We start from the raw sequence: 15,796 nt of genomic DNA on the forward strand, positions 1-15,796 counted from the left end.
CTCTCCATGGCCCATTTTCCCGTGACTGCAAACCCCCTCGACGATCCGTTCTATTACTTGAATAACTTCATGCAAGTGCTTGATTGGCTTGAACATCGTTATGGCGATGTGTTGAGTCTCGAAGAGCAACGCTTCATCAGCGACTTTAACGAATTGCCCCGCGAGTCCCGGGCTTTGCTGGTCAGAATGGTCATGCGCAAAGGGATTCATTTTCGTTGCAGCAAGCTGCATTACGCCGAAATCGGTGACATCGCCCGCGCGGCCGAACCGCTCGTGGCGTTGGGTTGGGTCGATGAACAGCTGCCGTTAACGGTCGAGGCGTTGTTTGACGTATTGCTCAAGGCCGAAATTATTCAATGCCTTGGTAGCGCCATCGATGAGCCCAAGGGGAAAAAAACCGATTGGTTGCGGGCACTCAGTGAGCAATTTCCCGAACCCCGTCGCTTTGTTGATTGGTGCCCGTCGCTCAGCGACCGCTTGTTCAGCCTTACCATCATGGAATTGTGCGATCGCTTGCGCTTGATGTTTTTCGGCAACCTTTACCAAGACTGGTCCGAGTTCGTGTTGGCCGATCTTGGGATCTTCACCTACGAAAAAGTCGAATTCAGTGCCGATTCCCGCGGATTGCGCAGCCGTGAGGATGTCGATGCTTGCCTGTTCCTCCACCTCTGCCAGCAGCACTTCGAAGCCGGGGAGGAGATCGCTGAGGTTGTCCAGCAGATCAACGGGCTAGCGCTGAACAATCCCTGGCTGCAACGGCGTCGTGACAAGCTGCTGTTCCAGATCGCGCAGCACTGCGAACGCATCACGGATTTCTCCACGGCGCTTTCCTTGTACCGCCAATGTGCCTATCCCGGCGCGCGTGCGCGGTTGATCCGTGTGCTGGAACGTTGCGGTGAATATGCGCTGGCGCTGGAACTCGCCACCGAGGCCGAACAATCGCCGCAAAGCGCGGCCGAACAGCAGCAAGTGCTGCGCATGTTGCCCAGGTTGCGGCGCAAACTCGGCGGGCCGCCAGCCAAGCGAGCGGCGGCGCGGGAAATGCTGCGCCTGGAGCTGCAACTGCCCAGGACCGATCCGGTGATGCCAGTGGAGTTTTACGTTCAGGCGCACCTGGCAGAAGAATCCGCGCCGGTGCATTACGTCGAAAACAGCCTGATCAATTCATTGTTCGGCTTGTTGTGCTGGCCGGCAATTTTCGCGCCGCTGCCCGGGGCTTTTTTCCATCCGTTCCAGCGTGGCCCAGTCGACCTGCTGAGTGAAGATTTCCATGAGCGCCGGGCCGACCTGTTTCAGGACTGCCTGGCGGAACTCGACGACGGGCGCTATCGGCAAACCATTCGCGAGCGCCATGCCGAAAAATGGGGCATCCAGTCGCCTTTCGTCTTCTGGAACGTCCTGAGCGAAGAATTGCTCGAGCAAGCGCTGGAGTGCTTGCCGGCCGAACACCTCAAGCACTGGTTCAACCGGCTGCTGCTCGACATCAAGGCCAATCGCGCCGGCATGCCGGACTTGATCCAGTTCTGGCCGCAGCAAAAGACCTACCGCATGATCGAAGTCAAAGGCCCGGGGGATCGTCTTCAGGATAACCAGTTGCGCTGGCTGGAGTTCTGCCATGAGCACCACATGCCGATTGCCGTGTGCTACGTGCAGTGGGCGGAGCAGGACGCTTGAGCTACAGCATCGCGGTGCGGGCGCTGTGTGAGTTCACCGCCAAGGCCGGTGACCTCGACCTGCGCTTCACGCCGTCGCCGACGGCGCTGGAGGGCATTGTCGGGCATCGCACTGTGGCGTCCCGGCGTAGCGAGGGATACCAGAGCGAAGTCGCACTTGAAGGTGCGTACCGGACCTTGAGCGTCAAGGGCAGGGCCGATGGCTACGATCCCGCGCAAAACTGCCTGGAAGAAGTCAAAACCTACCGCGGCGACTTGAGCAAGCAACCGGACAATCACCGCCAATTGCACTGGGCCCAGGCGAAAATCTACGGATGGTTGATGTGCCGCAAATTGAATCTGGAACAGATCAATCTGGCGCTGGTGTACTTCGACATTGTCAGCGAAAAGGAAACCTGCCTGGTCGATTCCTTTAGCGCGGCAGCGCTTGGGCAATTCTTCGAGCAGCATTGCGCACGGTTCCTGCACTGGGCCGAGCAGGAGATGGTCCATCGCCAGGCACGTAATCAGGGGGCGCAACAATTGGCGTTCCCCCATGCCGACTTTCGCCCCGGACAGCGGCATCTGGCCGAGTCGGTGTTCAAGGCTGTCAGTACCGGTCGCTGCTTGATGGCCCAGGCCCCAACCGGGATCGGCAAGACCGTCGGCACGCTGTTTCCGATGCTCAAGGCCCTGGCGCCGCAACAGCTGGACAAGGTGTTCTTCCTCACGGCCAAGACACCAGGGCGAAAACTGGCGCTGGATGCGGCGCAGGTCATCCTCGACCGCGCCGATGCGCCGCCTTTGCGCGTGCTGGAGATGATTGCCCGGGACAAGGCCTGCGAGCATCCGGACAAAGCCTGTCACGGTGAATCCTGCCCGCTGGCCCGGGGTTTCTACGACCGCTTGCCGGCCGCGCGCCAGGCCGCCAGCGAACTGAGCCTGCTGGATCAGGGCGCATTGCGCCGAGTCGCCCTGGAGCATGAGGTCTGTCCGTATTACCTGAGCCAGGAAATGGCCCGTTGGGCCGACGTGGTGGTTGCCGATTACAACTACTACTTCGACTTCAGCGCCTTGCTGTTCGGGCTGGCCCAGGTGAACCAGTGGAACGTCGCGGTGCTGGTGGACGAAGCCCACAATCTGGTGGAGCGCGGTCGCCAGATGTACAGCGCCAGCCTCGATCAGGCGACCCTCAACGCCGTACGAAAAGCCGCCCCCGAGGCGTTGAAAAAGCCCTTGCAACGGGTCAATCGCGAATGGAACGCCCTGCATGGCCCGCAACTGGCGGTTTACCAGGCGTATGACAAAGCCCCGGAAAAACTGCTCCAGGCGTTGTCATCCTGCAGTGCCAGCATCGGTGACTACCTCAACGATCACCCCCAAGGGCTGGACAGCGCTCTCCAGGGCTTTTACTTCGACATGTTGCAGTTTGGCCGGGTGGCCGAGCTCTTTGATGAGCATTTCCTGTTCGATATCAGCAAACGCGACCTGGAGCGCAAACGGCAGCTATCACAACTGTGCCTGCGCAATGTAGTACCGGCCGGCTTCATTGGGCCACGCCTGACGGCAGCCCGCAGCACCGTACTGTTCTCGGCGACCTTGAGCCCGCGACATTACTACGCCGACCTGCTGGGGACGCCGAAAAGCACGGTGTGTATCGACGTTGAGTCGCCGTTTGAGGCCAGGCAGTTGCAAGTGCACATCGTCAGCCAGATCTCTACCCGGTTCGCCCATCGCCAGGCGTCCGTGGCGCCGATTGTCGAGTTGATCGCCGAGCAATTCAGTCAACGCCCCGGCAACTATCTCGCGTTTTTCAGCAGCTTCGATTATTTGCAGCAAGTGATGCAGTTGCTGGCCGAGCGATATCCGCTGATCAACCTGTGGTCGCAGTCCCGTGGCATGGCCGAAGAACAGCGTCAGCAGTTCCTCGATCGGTTCACTGAAGGCGGGCATGGCATCGGTTTTGCGGTATTGGGCGGGGCATTCGGCGAGGGCATCGACCTGCCGGGGGCGCGGTTGATTGGTGCGTTCATTGCCACTTTGGGTCTGGCGCAATTCAATCCGGTCAACGAGCAGATGAAGCGGCGCATGGCCGCGATATTCGGTGCGGGCTACGACTACACCTATCTTTATCCGGGTGTGCAGAAAGTGGTGCAGGCTGCCGGACGGGTAATTCGCACGCAACAGGACGAAGGGGTGGTGATGCTGATCGATGACCGTTTTGCCGAGAGCAAGGTCAAGCAATTGCTGCCGCGCTGGTGGTCGATTGCGCCGACGCCTTTTTCCTTCGGGACGCCGGAGCACTTATTTTGAAAAGTATCGACATGGCTTGATGTAAACATCCCTTTGAGCGAGCGACGAAAACGCCGTTTATTGAAAGAGCTGGAGACCAGCAATCCACTCTTTTTGATAAGGACATCAAACCATGTCGCAAACCCCGCAATACACGTACACCGCTGACCACGTCACGAGCGCGTTCAATGAAATAAGCGCCACGCTGTTCAGCGGCATGACCACCCAGGCCATCCCCAAGATTTTGGTGATAGCGGGGCTGGAATCGTCAGGTAAAACCTACCTGCTGGAAAAGACCCTGCTGCCTACGCAGCGTTACGCCAATTACGTTCGCCTGTACCTGCCGGAATACCGCGAGAAACACCCGCAGTACAACGAGATGATCAAACTGGGCGTCTTGCATGCGTATGAACACACCGAGTCGTTTGTGCGAGAGGTCTGCCAAAAGATCTTCACGAAGGCCTTCACCGGCAAATACAACATCATCATGGAGTCTGCCTTCGACAGCATGGACCTCGTGGCCTTTCCGCCCTTGGCGACGGCCAGTGGTTATCAGTTCGAGATCCATATCGTGGGTTGCACGCAAGAATTTGCCCACGTGTCGAGCTACAAAAGAGCGTTCAAAAGCCTCGAAAAAAAGGAAATGGAAAGGTTCCTCACTGTTTCGAAACTGGAGGCGAGCATGAGCCACGCCAAGGCAATTATCGTCGCCCTGGAAACTGCCGCGAAGGCGGTCAGCGGCTCCCAGATCAACCTGTACGAACGCGGATTCGGTGCGTTGAAGGAGCGCAGGCTGGTTGCTCAAAGCGCTTACTCGAAGGCCTTGGACGGTTCTGTCAGCACCACGACAACCTCGGTCGGTTTTTCGTACAACCTGTACTCGAGCATTATCGAGAACCTCGTTTTTGCGGTGAACGAGCGTAATGAGCTACTCAAGGAGTGCCAGTTGGCACTGTTCCAGGCGGCGCTTCACGCCGAGAAAGTGCCGGATTTCGTCTACAACGAACTAAACGCCTATATCGTCAAATACGTCAGTCGATAGCGCTAGCGACACGTGATGTTTTATCAGGCTGTCCAAATGGTTAATTTGTCGCATACTCAAAAAAAACACTCCTGATGCGAGCACTCAATGAGCGAGGATCGAACCAAGGTGGACGTGAGCGAGGAAGCGCGCTTTCGCCTGCTGATCGATGCGGTGGTCGATTATGCGATCTACATGATTGATCCCGACGGCATCATTACCAGTTGGAATGCCGGCGCCAGGCGTTTCAAGGGCTATGAAGAAGCCGAAATCCTCGGTCATCATTTCTCGCGTTTTTACACTGAAGAGGATCGCCGTGCCGGTTTGCCCCAACGGGCACTGGACACGGCGCTTCGCGAGGGGCGTTTCGAAGGCGAGGGCTGGCGTGTACGCAAGGACGGCACGCATTTCTGGTGCCATGTCGTGATCGATCCGATACGCGACGCTTCGGGCAGGTTGCTGGGGTTTGCCAAGATCACCCGCGACCTGACCGACCGCAAAATGGCCGAGGAAACCCTCAAGCAAAGCGAGCAGCAATTTCGCTTGCTGGTGCAGAGCGTCACGGACTATGCCATCTACATGCTGACCGCCGATGGACGCGTGAGCAACTGGAACCCCGGTGCTCAACGCATCAAGGGTTATACGCCCGAGGAAGTCATCGGCCAGCATTTCTCCATGTTCTACACACCGGAAGACCGCGAGGCGGGCGAGCCTCAACGCACCCTGAGCATTGCAACGCGCGAAGGCAGGTTCGAAAACAAGGGGTGGCGCCAGCGCAAGGACGGCACCCGATTTCTCGCTCACGTGGTGGTGGACCCGATTTGGGGCGACACCGGCACATTACTTGGATTCGCCAAGATCACCCGTGATATCACCGAGGCGGCGCAAGCACAGCAGGCCCTCGAGCAAACCCGCGAGGCGCTGTTCCAGGCGCAAAAAATGCAGGCCATCGGTCAACTCAGCGGCGGCATTGCCCATGACTTCAACAATTTGCTGACCGTCATCCTGGGTAACCTGGAAATCGTCCGCAAACGTCTGGGAGACGATCCGAAACTGACTCGTTTGCTGGACAACGCCACCCAGGGCGCCTTGCGCGGGGTTTCCCTGACCCAACGCATGCTGGCGTTTGCCCGGCGCCAGGAACTCAAGGCCGAATCTGTTGACATACCGGCGCTGGTGCAAGGTATCAGCGGCCTTTTGCGCAGTTCCCTGGGGCCTTCGGTGAAAATCGAAACTTGCTTCTCACCCGAACCCGAACCCGTGCTGGCCGACGTCAATCAGCTTGAGCTGGCGATACTCAATCTGGCGACCAACGCCCGTGATGCCATGCCCGGCGGCGGGAAACTCGTGCTGGGTACCCGTACGGAAGTGATCCTTGAGCATTCCCATTCCTCTCTGGCGCCAGGGCGCTATGTCTGCCTGACCGTCAGCGATACGGGGGAGGGCATGGATGACGCTACATTGTCTTCGGCGATGGATCCGTTTTTCACCACCAAGGGCGTCGGCAAAGGGACGGGGCTCGGGTTGTCGATGGTCCATGGTTTTATCGAACAAATGGGGGGGCGCTTCGTCCTCAGAAGCGAGAAAGGCACAGGCACCACCGCTGAACTCTGGTTGCCCGTCGCCAGGACGGGGGCGGTGGTCGGCCCGCAGGTCACCGCGCCGGACACACCGCAGGTTCCGCGGTTGAACGTATTGGTGGTCGATGACGACGGCCTGGTGCTGACCAGCACCTGCCTTCTGCTAGAGGATCTCGGACATCGGGTCAGCGTCGCCGAATCCGGGGCGCAGGCACTGCAGCTGTTTGAAAGCGAACAGCATTTCGATCTGGTCATCACCGACATGGCAATGCCTCAGATGAACGGTGCCCAATTGGCGCAGGCCATTCGAATTCTCCAACCCACCTTGCCCATCATCCTGGCCACGGGATATGCCGATCGCCTGGAGGGTTTTGCGGCGGCACTGCCACGACTTTCCAAGCCCTTCACGCAAATCAATCTGGTTGAAGTCATCGCCTCGACAATGAAGTGAGCGGGCGGTTGAGTTGCTCATAGCGCGCCAGCATCGGCTGGGTGCTGATGCCATGCAGCAGAATGCTCAGCGCCACCACCGACAGCGTCAGGTCGGTGCTCAGGCTGGCCACACCTACCGGGAGGTCGTGATTCAAGGCGTAGAACAGGTAGTAAAAACTGCCGATACCGCGAATACCGAACCAGCCGATCAACCATCGTTGCCGACCATTCAGTAAACGGCCCCATGGCAGCAGGACCACGCTCAGGGGGCGAATCACGCAAAACAGCACCAAAGCAATGACCAGTGCACGCCAGTCCCAGTGCGCGATCAGCACTACACCGAGCAAAGTCACCAGAAACACTTCCATGGCACGCTCGACCAGCCCGCCAAAAAACAGCATGTCGCCGATCATGATCCCGGCAGCCACCTGGCTGTCCTCAAGATGTTCTACATCACCGTGCACCGCATTGTCCGGTTCGACATTCTGGTGGCCGACCACTGCTTGAACCAGATGCTCGGCCGGCGGTTGCGCGTATGCCGTTGATTTCACCTCGGCCCGACGCAAGCCCAACCCGGCGGCGAACACCGAGAGAAAGCCATAACCGTGAGCCGATTCGGCCGCGACATACGCCAGCGCAATCAGGGCAAACGTCAGGTAATCGTTGGGGGACAGGGTGCTGTCGGCATTGCGGATGCGCATCGACAGGGTCAGGCGCCCGATACCCCGGCCCATGCAGTAGCCGATCAACAGACCGGCCGGCACGGCCCACAACAGGCGCTTGAGCGCCCAATCATCAAGCCAGGCGCTTGAGGCGCTTGAGGCGCTTTCGCCTTGTTGCAGAAACAACAGACCCAGGATCACGAACGGAAAGGCGATGCCGTCGTTCAGTCCGGCCTCACCGGAAAGCCCGAAGCGGACCGGGTCATCATCCTTGGCGTCGTTGACCTGCACCAGCGACGCCAGCACGGGGTCGGTCGGCGCCAGAATCGCCCCGATCAGCAATGACGGGCCCCACGCCAGTCCGAAGGCACAGTGCAACAATAGGCAGACCCCGATGATGCTCAAAAGCATCACCGGGCCCGCCAGCCCGAAGGCCACCCGCCACTTGCGATGCTTGAGTGGCAGGCGCAATTTCAGCCCGCAAACGAACAGGGAAAAGAGCACCGCGACTTCCGTCAGGTGTTCGATCCAGAAGGCCGCCTCGTTGAGATTCAGATTGAGCCAGCCCAGTCCGGCCGGCCCGATCGCAACCCCAAGCGCCAGACACACGGCCGAGGTGGTCACCGGCATCCAGCGCAGGTATGAAGAGGTGAGGGCCAGTGTCAGCAACACCATGCCCAGCACCGCGACCCAGGCGACGAAACTCATGGCTTCAGAGAGGCGGGCATGACGGTCTCCCGACATCGAAGGGACCGCTGTGGTGGCGGCCCATAAGAAGTGGAGCGCTGGAGGTGACTACAGTTCCATAGGGTTACGCGGGCCCCTGTAGGAGCTGCCGAAGGCTGCGATCTTTTGATCTTGTCCTTTAAAAATCAAAATCAAAAGATCGCAGCCTGCGGCAGCTCCTACAGGGGGGAATTCAGGCCTTGAGGTTACGCAAGCTGCGCTCCATCCGGGCGATCCCTTCTTCAAGCAGCGACCGTGGGCAGCCGAAGTTCAGGCGCACGAACTGTTTGCAGTCATCGCCGAAATCCAGGCCTGGGCTCAAGCCGACTTTGGCTTGCTCCAGGAAGAATTGCTGCGGATTGTCCAGCCCCAATGCCGTGCAATCGAGCCAGGCCAGATAAGTGCTTTGCGGCACGTTCATGCTGATACCCGGCAGGCGGGTGCGCACGGCGTCGACCAGGTAATCACGGTTACTTTGCAGATAAGCGCTCAACTCGGCCAGCCAGGGAGCGGCTTCGCTGTAGGCGACACGGGTGGCCTCAAGGCCCAGCGGATTGACGCTGTCGACCATGCCGCAACGGGCATGGTTGACCCGCTCGCGCAGGTGGCGATCCTGAATGATCATGAACGAGGTTTTCAGCCCGGCGATGTTGTAGGCCTTGCTCGCCGACATCAGCGTGATGGTGCGTTGGGCCACTTGCGGGCTCAGGGTGGCGATTGGAATGTGCTTGCGACCGTCAAAGCACAGTTCGGCATGGATCTCGTCGGAGATGATCCAGGCGTCACGCTCCAGGCAGATATCGGCGATGGCTTGCAGTTCAGCCCGAGGGAACGCCTTGCCCAGTGGGTTGTGCGGATTGCTCAGCAACAAGGCGCCGCCGCCTTGCAGTGACTGGCTCAGCGTGTCCAGCGGCGTGGCGTAGGTGCCGTCCGCTTGCGTGTTGAAGTTCAGTTCGACCTTGTTCAGGCCCCAATGGCCCGGCGCATGGCGCAACGGCGGATAGTTGGGGACCTGCACCACAACGTTCTGCTGCGGATGGACCAGCGCCTTCAACGCCATGTTGAAGCCGGACTCGACCCCCGGCAGGAAAATCAGCTCCTGGGGCTCGACGCGCCAAGCGTACTTGTTCCACAGGTCGGCCACGATGGCTTCACGCAGGTTGTCCGGGGCCACGCTGTAGCCGACCATCGGGTGCTCCAGACGCTTTTGCAGGGCCTGGATGATCATCGGCGGCGCGGCGAAATCCATATCGGCGACCCACATCGGCAACACATCGGCCGGGTAGCGGCTCCATTTGGTGCTGCCGGTGTTGTGGCGGTCGTACACCTGATCAAAATCGAAAGTCATGCGCGGTCTCGTGAAGGCAAGTTAGTAATGCCGCCATGATAATCGCTCCTGTCTCCAATACCCAATGCAGGAACCCTGTAGGAGCTGCCGAAGGCTGCGATCTTTTGATCTTAAAAAAAAAGAAAAATCAAAAGATCGCAGCCTTCGGCAGCTCCTACAGGTCCGAACCCGACACCCGACGGTCGGTTTTCATCGCGGATTCGACAGGGTTGACTAGAGTTCAACTGTCGGCAGCCCGTCTGCCGCGCCCGTGATTGTCCAGAAAAATCCGGCAAAGCACCGGATTTCCACCTGATCAGGAGTGCACGATGGACCTCAGCCGTCGTCAGTTCTTCAAGGTCGCCGGTATCGGCCTTGCAGGCTCTAGCCTGGGCGCGTTGGGCATGGCCCCGACGCCTGCCTTTGCCGAACAGGTGCGTCATTTCAAGCTCGCCCACACCCATGAAACCCGCAACACCTGTCCGTATTGCTCGGTCGGCTGCGGGTTGATCATGTATAGCCAAGGCGATACGGCAAAGAATGTCGCGCAAAGTATCATCCACATCGAAGGTGACGCCGACCACCCGGTCAACCGCGGCACCCTGTGTCCCAAAGGCGCGGGCCTTCTGGACTTCATTCACAGCCCCGGTCGCCTGCAATACCCGCAGGTACGCAAGCCCGGCAGTGACGAGTGGACACGTATCGGCTGGGATGAAGCGCTGGATCGCGTCGCCGACCTGATGAAGGCCGACCGAGACGCCAACTTCATCGAGAAGAACGCCCAGGGCCAGACCGTGAACCGCTGGCTGACCACCGGTTTCCTCGCGGCGTCGGCGGCGTCCAACGAAGCGGGCTACATCACCCACAAGGTCATTCGCAGTCTCGGCATGCTGGGGTTCGATAACCAGGCGCGTGTCTGACACGGCCCGACGGTGGCAAGTCTTGCCCCGACGTACGGCCGTGGTGCCATGACCAATACCTGGACCGATATCGCCAACGCGAATCTGGTGCTGGTAATGGGTGGCAACTCAGCAGAAGCCCACCCCTGTGGCTTCAAATGGGTGACCGAAGCCAAGGCGCACAACAATGCGCGGCTGATCGTGGTCGATCCGCGTTTTACCCGGACCGCCTCGGTGGCCGACTATTACGCGCCGATTCGTACCGGCACCGACATTGCGTTCATGGGCGGGCTGATCAATTACCTGCTGACCCAGGACAAAATCCAGCACGAGTACGTGCGCAATTACACCGACGTCTCGTTCATCGTCAAAGCCGGGTATGGCTTCGAGGACGGCATCTTCAGCGGTTACGACGCAGCCAAGCGTGCCTACACCGACAAGTCCGGCTGGGGTTACGAACTGGGTGAAGACGGCTATGCCAAGGTCGACCCGACCCTGCAAGACCCGCGCTGTGTCTATCAATTGATGAAGCAGCACTACAGTCGCTACACGATCGAACTGGCGAGCCAGATTTGTGGCATGCCGGTCGATGCCATGCAGAAAATCTGGGACGAAATCGCCACCTGCTCGCAACCGGGCAAGACCATGACGATTCTCTACGCCCTGGGCTGGACCCAGCATTCGATCGGCTCGCAGATCATCCGCAGCGCGGCCATGGTGCAGTTGTTGCTGGGCAACGTCGGCATGCCGGGCGGCGGCGTCAATGCCTTGCGCGGGCACTCCAACATCCAGGGGTTGACCGACCTGGGCCTGTTGTCCAACTCGCTGCCGGGGTATCTCACGTTGCCCGGCGATGCCGAGCAGGATTACAACGCCTACATCGTCAAGCGCACGCAAAAACCGTTGCGTCCGGGGCAACTGTCCTATTGGCAGAACTACAGCAAATTCCACGTGAGCTTGATGAAGTCCTGGTACGGCGCCAATGCCTCGGCCGATAACAACTGGTGCTACGAGTACCTGCCTAAACTGGACATCCCCAACTACGACATCCTCAAGGTCTTCGACCTGATGGGCCAGGGCAAGGTCAATGGCTACATGTGCCAGGGCTTCAACCCCATCGCCGCGCTGCCCGACAAGAACCGGGTGACGGCGGCGCTGGCCAAATTGAAGTGGCTGGTGGTGATGGACCCGCTGTCCACCGAAACGTCTGAGTTCTGGAAAAACGTCGGGCCCTACAACGATGTGAAGAGCGCCGATATCCAGACCGAAGTGATTCGCCTGCCCACCACTTGCTTCGCCGAGGAAGACGGCTCGCTGGTCAACAGCAGCCGCTGGCTGCAATGGCACTGGAAGGGCGCGGACGGTCCGGGCGAGGCGCGCACGGACATTCGGATCATGAGCGAACTGTTCCTGCGCCTGCGCCAGCGTTACCAGGCCAACGGCGGCGCTTATCCCGATCCGCTCCTCAAATTGACCTGGCCCTACAAGATTCCCGACGAGCCTTCACCGGAGGAGTTGGCCAAGGAGATCAACGGCAGTGCCACCGCCGACTTCACCGATGCCACCGGCGTCGCAATCAAGGCCAATACACAACTGGCGGCCTTCAGCCAGCTCAAGGACGACGGCAGCACGGCCTCCGGTTGCTGGATTTTCTGCGGCAGTTGGACCGAAACCGGCAACCAGATGGCTCGGCGCGATAACAACGATCCGTTCGGCATGCATCAGCATCAGGGCTGGGCCTGGGCCTGGCCGGCCAACCGGCGGATTCTCTACAACCGCGCCTCGGCCGACGTGCAAGGCAAGCCGTGGGACCCGAAAAAACGCCTGGTGTGGTGGAACGGCAAGACCTGGGGTGGCACCGATGTGCCGGACTACAAGGCCGACGTGGCGCCGGAAGCGGGGATGAATCCGTTCATCATGAACCCCGAAGGCGTGGCGCGCTTCTTTGCCGTGGACAAGATGAACGAGGGGCCATTCCCCGAGCACTACGAGCCGTTCGAGACGCCCATCGGCATCAATCCGCTGCACCCACAAAACAAGAAAGCCACCAGCAACCCGGCGGCGCGGATCTTCGATTCGGTGTGGGATTCCCTCGGCGTGGCCAAGGACTACCCATATGCCGCCACCAGCTACCGGCTGACCGAGCATTTCCACTTCTGGAGCAAGCATTGCAAGCTCAATGCGATCGCCCAGCCGGAGCAATTCGTCGAAATCGGCGAAGTGCTGGCCAAGGAGAAAGGCATCGTCGCCGGCGACCGTGTGCGGGTGAGCAGCAAGCGCGGGTTCATTGAAGCGGTGGCGGTGGTGACCAAACGGATCAGGCCGTTGCAAGTCAACAACCAAGTGGTGCACCAGATTGGTATCCCGCTGCACTGGGGCTTTACCGGGCTGACGCGTCACGGCTTCCTGACCAACACCCTGGTGCCGTTCCTCGGCGATGGCAACACCCAGACCCCGGAATCCAAGTCATTCCTGGTCAACGTGGAGAAAGTCTAAATGGCCAGCCAAGACATCATTGCCCGCTCGGCCACCACCACCGTGCCGTCTTCAGTGCGCAATCTGGAGGAAGTCGCCAAGCTGATCGACACCACCAAATGCATCGGTTGCAAGGCCTGTCAGGTCGCCTGTTCGGAATGGAACGAGTTGCGCGACGACGTCGGGCATAACCACGGCACCTACGACAACCCGCAAGACCTCACAGCCGACACCTGGACCCTGATGCGCTTTACCGAGCACGAAACCGACGCCGGCAACCTGGAATGGTTGATCCGCAAGGACGGTTGCATGCACTGCGCCGAGCCCGGTTGCCTGGCGGCATGCCCCAGCCCTGGGGCGATCATCAAGCACGCCAACGGCATCGTCGATTTCAATCAGGACCACTGCATCGGCTGCGGTTACTGCATCACCGGTTGCCCGTTCAACATTCCGCGCATCTCGCAAAAAGACCACAAGGCCTACAAGTGCACGCTGTGTTCGGATCGGGTGGCGGTGGGGCTGGAGCCGGCCTGCGTGAAAACCTGCCCGACCGGCGCCATCGTGTTCGGCTCCAAGGAGGACATGAAGGAACACGCCGCCGAGCGCATCGTCGACCTCAAGAGTCGTGGCTTCGATCACGCCGGTCTGTATGACCCGGCCGGGGTCGGCGGCACCCATGTGATGTATGTGCTGCATCATGCCGACACGCCCAAGCTGTATGCGGGGCTACCGAGTGATCCGGCGATCAGCCCGTTGGTGGGGCTATGGAAGGGCGTCAGCAAACCTTTGGGCCTGTTGGCAATGGGGTTGGCAGTGCTGGCAGGATTCTTCCACTACGTGCGGGTCGGTCCGCAGGTGGTCGAAGAGGATGAGCTGCCCCACGGCACAGACCCGGCGGTGCACGAGGTTGATCCGTCGGTGCACACCTATGATCCGAAGCAGGCTCCGAAGACAGGAGACCGACCATGATCCGCAAGCAGATCCTTCGCTACACCGCCAACCAGCGCACCAATCACTGGCTGGTGGCGATCCTGTTTTTCATGGCCGGGTTGTCCGGGCTGGCGTTGTTTCACCCGGCACTGTTCTGGCTGAGCAACCTGTTCGGTGGTGGACCCTGGACGCGCATCTTGCACCCGTTCATGGGTGTGTTGATGTTCCTGTTCTTCCTCGGCCTGGTGTTTCGTTTCTGGCGCGCCAACACCTTCATTGCCAATGATCGCCTGTGGCTCAAGCGCATCGACCGGGTGATGCGCAATGAGGAGGAGGGCGTGCCACCGATTGGCAAGTACAACCCCGGGCAGAAGCTGCTGTTCTGGACTTTACTGCTGTGCATGCTGGTGTTGCTGTTCAGCGGCCTGGTGATCTGGCGGGCGTATTTCAGTGTGTACTTCGGCATCACTGCTATTCGCTGGGCGATGTTGCTGCATGCACTGGCCGGGTTCGTGTTGATCCTGAGCATCATCGTGCACATCTACGCCGGGATCTGGATCAAGGGCTCGGTCAGCGCCATGATGCATGGCTGGGTCAGCCGTGCCTGGGCGAAGAAACACCATGAACTCTGGTACCGCGAAGTGACTCGCGAGGAAACACCGGAGCGACCGATCACGAAAAAGGGCTGACACTTGCCAACCATCCTCGAACCCGGACAAATCGAAGCGGCGGCCGGTTCGCCGCCGTTTCTGCACCTGCCACCGCACAACCTGTTTACCCTGCGTGCCGAGCGTCTCGATCAATTGGCCGACGGGCATCCGCTGGCTGATTACCTGCGCCTGTTGGCCGGGCTGTGCCGGGCGCAACAGCGGGTGCTGGATGATCCTCCGGTCAGTGAGCCTCTGGACCGGCAACGTATTGAGTTGTGCCTGGAGCACGGACTGCCGCCGTTCGCGGCCGACAGTCTGAGCCGCGAGGATGATTGGCAGGCGTACCTCGATGCCTTATTGCAACGCTACGCCGCCCCCGAACAAGCCGCCGTGGCCGATGCGCTGGACACCCTGCGCGCAGCCAGTACGGGGCAACGTCGCGCCTGGGCGGTAGCGCTGGTCAGCGGCCAATACTCGCTGATGCCGGCGGCCTTGGTGCCATTCCTCGGCGCGGCCCTGCAAACCGCCTGGAGCCATTGGTTGCTGAGCACACCGAACCTGAAACTGACCCAAGGCCCCAGCCTCAGCCAATGCCCGGCCTGCGGATCACCGGCCATGGCCGGGGTGATTCGCAACCGCGGCAAGCACAATGGTTTGCGTTATCTGGTCTGTTCCTTGTGTGCCTGCGAGTGGCACGTGGTGCGGGTCAAATGCGTGTATTGCGAACAGAGCAAGGGCCTTGAATACCTCAGCCTTGAAGATGATCGCCACGCCGCCAATCAGGCGCCGTTACGGGCCGAAGTCTGCCCGGGCTGCAACTGTTATTTGAAACTCGTTTATCTGGAGAACGACGCCCACGCCGAAGCACTGTCGGCGGACCTGGCCAGCCTGATGCTGGACATGCGCCTGACCCAGGACGGCTATCAGCGGCTGGCGCCGAATCTGTTGCTGGCACCGGGAGACGAGTGAGCACAGGGTCTACACTCTGGCGCGACGATCACTGTTTCGCCGACGCAATTGCCCTCCCTGTAGGAGCGAGCAAGCTCGCGATGCAAGCCCAGACAACGCGATCATCCAGACAGGGCGCGTTATCGTTCACGACCATCGCGAGCATGCTCGCTCCGATTACAGTCAAATGTGGGAGACGAGT

General features: G+C 60.0%; 10 protein-coding genes. 8 read left to right on the forward strand and 2 right to left on the reverse strand.

Annotated features, from left to right (window positions below; translation table 11 throughout):
• The first annotated feature begins 6 nt into the window (after window positions 1-6).
• The 4 genes from ABTV22_RS14010 (at window position 7) to ABTV22_RS14025 (ending at window position 6,996) form a co-directional block, all read left to right on the forward strand.
• The gene (locus ABTV22_RS14010) at window positions 7-1,674 is read left to right on the forward strand and encodes a VRR-NUC domain-containing protein (RefSeq protein ID WP_433740987.1); all 1,668 of its coding nucleotides are present in this window, start codon (window positions 7-9) and stop codon (window positions 1,672-1,674) included.
• Complete coding sequence (locus ABTV22_RS14015) at window positions 1,671-3,965, forward strand: ATP-dependent DNA helicase (RefSeq protein ID WP_433740989.1); 2,295 nt, start codon at window positions 1,671-1,673, stop codon at window positions 3,963-3,965. Before ABTV22_RS14010 ends, ABTV22_RS14015 begins: the two co-directional genes overlap by 4 nt.
• Before the next feature lie 112 nt (window positions 3,966-4,077).
• Complete coding sequence (locus ABTV22_RS14020; protein ID WP_433740991.1) at window positions 4,078-4,986, forward strand: zeta toxin family protein; 909 nt, start codon at window positions 4,078-4,080, stop codon at window positions 4,984-4,986.
• Window positions 4,987-5,073: 87 nt separating this feature from the next.
• Window positions 5,074-6,996, forward strand: a complete 1,923-nt coding sequence (locus ABTV22_RS14025) for a PAS domain S-box protein (protein ID WP_433740993.1) — start codon at window positions 5,074-5,076, stop codon at window positions 6,994-6,996.
• Here the strand turns inward: ABTV22_RS14025 and ABTV22_RS14030 are convergent.
• Complete coding sequence (locus ABTV22_RS14030) at window positions 6,974-8,347, reverse strand: cation:proton antiporter (RefSeq protein WP_433741400.1); 1,374 nt, start codon at window positions 8,345-8,347, stop codon at window positions 6,974-6,976. The two genes, ABTV22_RS14025 and ABTV22_RS14030, sit on opposite strands and share 23 nt — an antisense overlap.
• A gap of 211 nt (window positions 8,348-8,558) precedes the next feature.
• Window positions 8,559-9,713, reverse strand: coding sequence for a MalY/PatB family protein (locus tag ABTV22_RS14035; protein WP_433740995.1), 1,155 nt, complete (start codon window positions 9,711-9,713; stop codon window positions 8,559-8,561).
• A gap of 308 nt (window positions 9,714-10,021) precedes the next feature.
• Between ABTV22_RS14035 and fdnG the strand changes: the two genes are divergently transcribed.
• The 4 genes from fdnG to fdhE are packed head-to-tail and all read left to right on the forward strand — an operon-like array spanning window position 10,022 to window position 15,615.
• On the forward strand, window positions 10,022-13,087 hold the full coding sequence (gene fdnG, locus ABTV22_RS14040; protein ID WP_433740997.1) for a formate dehydrogenase-N subunit alpha: 3,066 nt from the start codon (window positions 10,022-10,024) through the stop codon (window positions 13,085-13,087).
• Complete coding sequence (fdxH, locus tag ABTV22_RS14045; protein WP_433740999.1) at window positions 13,088-14,035, forward strand: formate dehydrogenase subunit beta; 948 nt, start codon at window positions 13,088-13,090, stop codon at window positions 14,033-14,035.
• On the forward strand, window positions 14,032-14,685 hold the full coding sequence (locus tag ABTV22_RS14050) for a formate dehydrogenase subunit gamma (RefSeq protein ID WP_433741001.1): 654 nt from the start codon (window positions 14,032-14,034) through the stop codon (window positions 14,683-14,685). The genes fdxH and ABTV22_RS14050 overlap by 4 nt, the downstream gene beginning before the upstream one ends.
• Window positions 14,686-14,688: 3 nt before the next feature.
• Complete coding sequence (gene fdhE, locus ABTV22_RS14055; RefSeq protein WP_433741003.1) at window positions 14,689-15,615, forward strand: formate dehydrogenase accessory protein FdhE; 927 nt, start codon at window positions 14,689-14,691, stop codon at window positions 15,613-15,615.
• Window positions 15,616-15,796: the final 181 nt, after the last annotated feature.

The organism is Pseudomonas putida, assembly GCF_050990305.1.
Classification (GTDB): domain Bacteria; phylum Pseudomonadota; class Gammaproteobacteria; order Pseudomonadales; family Pseudomonadaceae; genus Aquipseudomonas; species Aquipseudomonas putida_AH.

Bases quoted from the DNA above. Each gene is read 5' to 3' on its own strand.
- ABTV22_RS14010 (WP_433740987.1), top strand. From the start codon at position 7: ATGGCCCATTTTCCCGTGACTGCAAACCCCCTCGACGATCCGTTCTAT.
- ABTV22_RS14020 (WP_433740991.1), top strand. From the start codon at position 4,078: ATGTCGCAAACCCCGCAATACACGTACACCGCTGACCACGTCACGAGC.
- ABTV22_RS14025 (WP_433740993.1), top strand. From the start codon at position 5,074: ATGAGCGAGGATCGAACCAAGGTGGACGTGAGCGAGGAAGCGCGCTTT.
- ABTV22_RS14030 (WP_433741400.1), bottom strand. From the start codon at position 8,347: ATGAGTTTCGTCGCCTGGGTCGCGGTGCTGGGCATGGTGTTGCTGACA.
- ABTV22_RS14035 (WP_433740995.1), bottom strand. From the start codon at position 9,713: ATGACTTTCGATTTTGATCAGGTGTACGACCGCCACAACACCGGCAGC.
- fdxH (WP_433740999.1), top strand. From the start codon at position 13,088: ATGGCCAGCCAAGACATCATTGCCCGCTCGGCCACCACCACCGTGCCG.
- ABTV22_RS14050 (WP_433741001.1), top strand. From the start codon at position 14,032: ATGATCCGCAAGCAGATCCTTCGCTACACCGCCAACCAGCGCACCAAT.